The sequence below is a fragment of the Hyphomonas sp. UBA3601 genome (genome assembly GCF_002375605.1).
GTDB lineage: Bacteria > Pseudomonadota > Alphaproteobacteria > Caulobacterales > Hyphomonadaceae > Hyphomonas.
In genome coordinates, this window is the sequence record NZ_DFME01000126.1 from 1 (window position 1) to 2,358 (window position 2,358).

At 61.2% G+C, this 2,358-nt stretch carries 4 protein-coding genes; 1 reads left to right on the forward strand and 3 read right to left on the reverse strand.

Annotated elements, in window-relative coordinates; genetic code table 11:
- From B4F73_RS13695 to B4F73_RS13705, 3 genes are all read right to left on the reverse strand, one after another.
- A partial coding sequence (locus tag B4F73_RS13695; protein WP_290483540.1) for an SDR family oxidoreductase occupies positions 1-212 on the reverse strand: 212 nt, incomplete at its 3' end.
- A gap of 79 nt (positions 213-291) precedes the next feature.
- Positions 292-819: a bifunctional 3-hydroxydecanoyl-ACP dehydratase/trans-2-decenoyl-ACP isomerase gene (gene fabA / locus B4F73_RS13700; protein WP_206991689.1), complete on the reverse strand. Its 528-nt coding sequence runs from the start codon at positions 817-819 to the stop codon at positions 292-294.
- A gap of 91 nt (positions 820-910) precedes the next feature.
- Positions 911-1,414 (reverse strand): SH3 domain-containing protein, encoded by a 504-nt coding sequence (locus B4F73_RS13705; RefSeq protein ID WP_290480243.1) that lies wholly within the window; start codon positions 1,412-1,414, stop codon positions 911-913.
- A gap of 133 nt (positions 1,415-1,547) precedes the next feature.
- Between B4F73_RS13705 and B4F73_RS13710 the strand changes: the two genes are divergently transcribed.
- On the forward strand, positions 1,548-2,358 hold an 811-nt coding region (locus B4F73_RS13710), incomplete at its 3' end, for a 2-hydroxyacid dehydrogenase (protein WP_290483541.1).

A 2,358-nucleotide genomic window follows, 5' to 3' on the forward strand; every position in this document is an offset into this window, starting at 1 on the left:
GGGATCATCGTGTCCATGCCGATGGATTCGACCAGCGGGCGCACGCGGCGCTCCAAACTGTCACCCTGATAGGTGAACGCGATCTCGGCGCCCTGGGCGGCCAGCTGGCGGGCAATGCCCCAGGCGATGGAGTTCTGGTTGGCGACGCCCATCACGATGCCGCGCTTGCCTTTCATCAGGTCGCCTGCCGGCGGGGTCCAGTCATCAGCCATCGCGGCATCTCCCTTGTTCAAATATCATCGTGTCATCAGGGCTAGGCAGCCCGCTTGCCCACGTCAAGCAGGCGCAGCGCTAGAGGACGTTCTTCAGGCCGACCTTCATGTCGAGCGCGGTGTAGACATGCTCATCATCGACATAGACGCGGCCATCGGCGATGCCGAGATTGAGCTTGCCGCGGCGCACGCGCTTGATGTCGATGACATAGCGGACGAGCTTCTTGTCGGGCGTGATCTCGCCGGTGAACTTCACTTCGCCGACGCCGAGCGCACGGCCCTTTCCGGGGCTGCCGGACCAGCCGAGCCAGTAGCCGACGGCCTGCCACATGGCATCAAGGCCAAGACAGCCGGGCATGACCGGGTCACCGGGGAAGTGGCATTCGAAGAACCAGAGGTCTGGCGTGATGTCGAGTTCGCCGATCACGCTGCCCTTGCCGAACTGGCCGCCATCCATGGTGATCTCTGTGATCCGGTCCATCATCAGCATGGGCGGGATCGGCAATTGCGCATTGCCCGGGCCAAAATAGCCGCCCGCACCTGACTTCAGCAGGTCTTCCTTGGAGTAGGAGGATTGGGGCGTGTGGTAATCGTGCGGTCCGGACATGGCGGTTCCCTTGTTCAATCAGCGCAAGAGGCTTTACGAGCCTGTGCCGCGCGGCTTGTCAACAGGGAGAGGGTGTCCAGACTGCCCTTGCTTACAGGGTGGCTTCGCTGGTCGTTACGCCCCAGAGGGCGGCAGCCGGGACGAAGCCTTTATAGTTTCCGGCTTCGATGCGGCACCAATTGTCCGCGCATTTGCCGAGCTCCACCAAGACGGTCGCCTCTATGCGGGCGACCTCTGCGCTTTCCGGATTCGGCGCGTGATGCAGGATCGTGTCGGTCTGCACCATGGCCTTGGCTTCCGGTTCCAGCATGCGGGCATGGACCCAGACTTCTGAGCCGGACGGATCCCGTACACGGCGCCAGTTCTGGCTCTCCTTGATGATCAGCAGGGGCAAGCCCTGGCGTTCGTAGCGCCAGAGGATCGGATGATCGCGGCTGGGGCCGGCCCGACCATTCACGGCATTGTATTTCAGGGTCTCGAAGCGCGGGACTTCCTTTCCGGAAAATTTGCTCACGCGCACATAGGTCGGACCCTCAGCCAGTGCCGAAGCGCAAGCAAAGACGAGCCCGGTTAAAATAATGGCTGCCCACTTCATGTGCAGTCTTTTCCCATGTCTGCGAGGGGATAGAATTCCATAGCCGAATGAATCTTGTGTAAAATATGAAGCGTTGGCGTGGTCTAATCCCTCTGCTAAGGCCCGAATGAGAATATTTGCAAAAAGAGTTCCTATGTCCGCGAAGAAGTTGAAAGTCGTTGTCACCCGAAAACTCCCGGCGCCGGTCGAATTGCGCCTCAAGGAATTGTTCGATGCGAGGCTGAACAATGATGATCACCCCTTCACGCAGGAGGAACTGGTCGAGGCGATGCAGACCGCCGACGTGCTGGTACCCACGGTAACTGACAAACTGGACGGCCGGATCATGGCCCGGGCAGGGGACCAGTTGCGCCTGATTGCCCAGTTCGGCGCGGGTGTGGACAATATTGACGTGCAGAGTGCCGTACAGCGCGGCATCACCGTGACCAACACGCCCGGCGTGCTGACCGATGATACGGCGGATGTCGCCATGGCACTGATCCTGTCAGTGCCGCGCCGCCTGTTCGAAGGTGCGCAGATCATGAATACGGGCGGCTTTGACGGCTGGACGCCGACCTGGATGATGGGCCGCCGACTCGCCGGCAAACGGCTGGGCATCATCGGCATGGGGCGTATCGGTCAAGCGGTTGCCCGCCGCGCAAAAGCCTTTGGCTTGCAGATCCATTATCACAACCGCAAACCGGTCAGCCCGCGCATCGAGGAATTGCTGGAGGCGACTTATTGGGACAGCCTCGACCAGATGCTCGCGCGCATGGATATCGTCTCGGTGAACTGCCCGCACACGCCCGCAACATTTCATCTGATGAATGCCCGCCGGATCGAGCTGATGAAGCCGGAATCCTATATCGTGAATACGGCCCGCGGCGAGGTGATCGACGAAGCCGCGCTGGCCCGCGCGCTGAAGGCGGGCAAGATTGCCGGGGCGGGGCTCGACGTGTTCGAGC

Bases quoted from the DNA above. Each gene is read 5' to 3' on its own strand.
- fabA (WP_206991689.1), bottom strand. From the start codon at position 819: ATGTCCGGACCGCACGATTACCACACGCCCCAATCCTCCTACTCCAAG.
- B4F73_RS13705 (WP_290480243.1), bottom strand. From the start codon at position 1,414: ATGAAGTGGGCAGCCATTATTTTAACCGGGCTCGTCTTTGCTTGCGCT.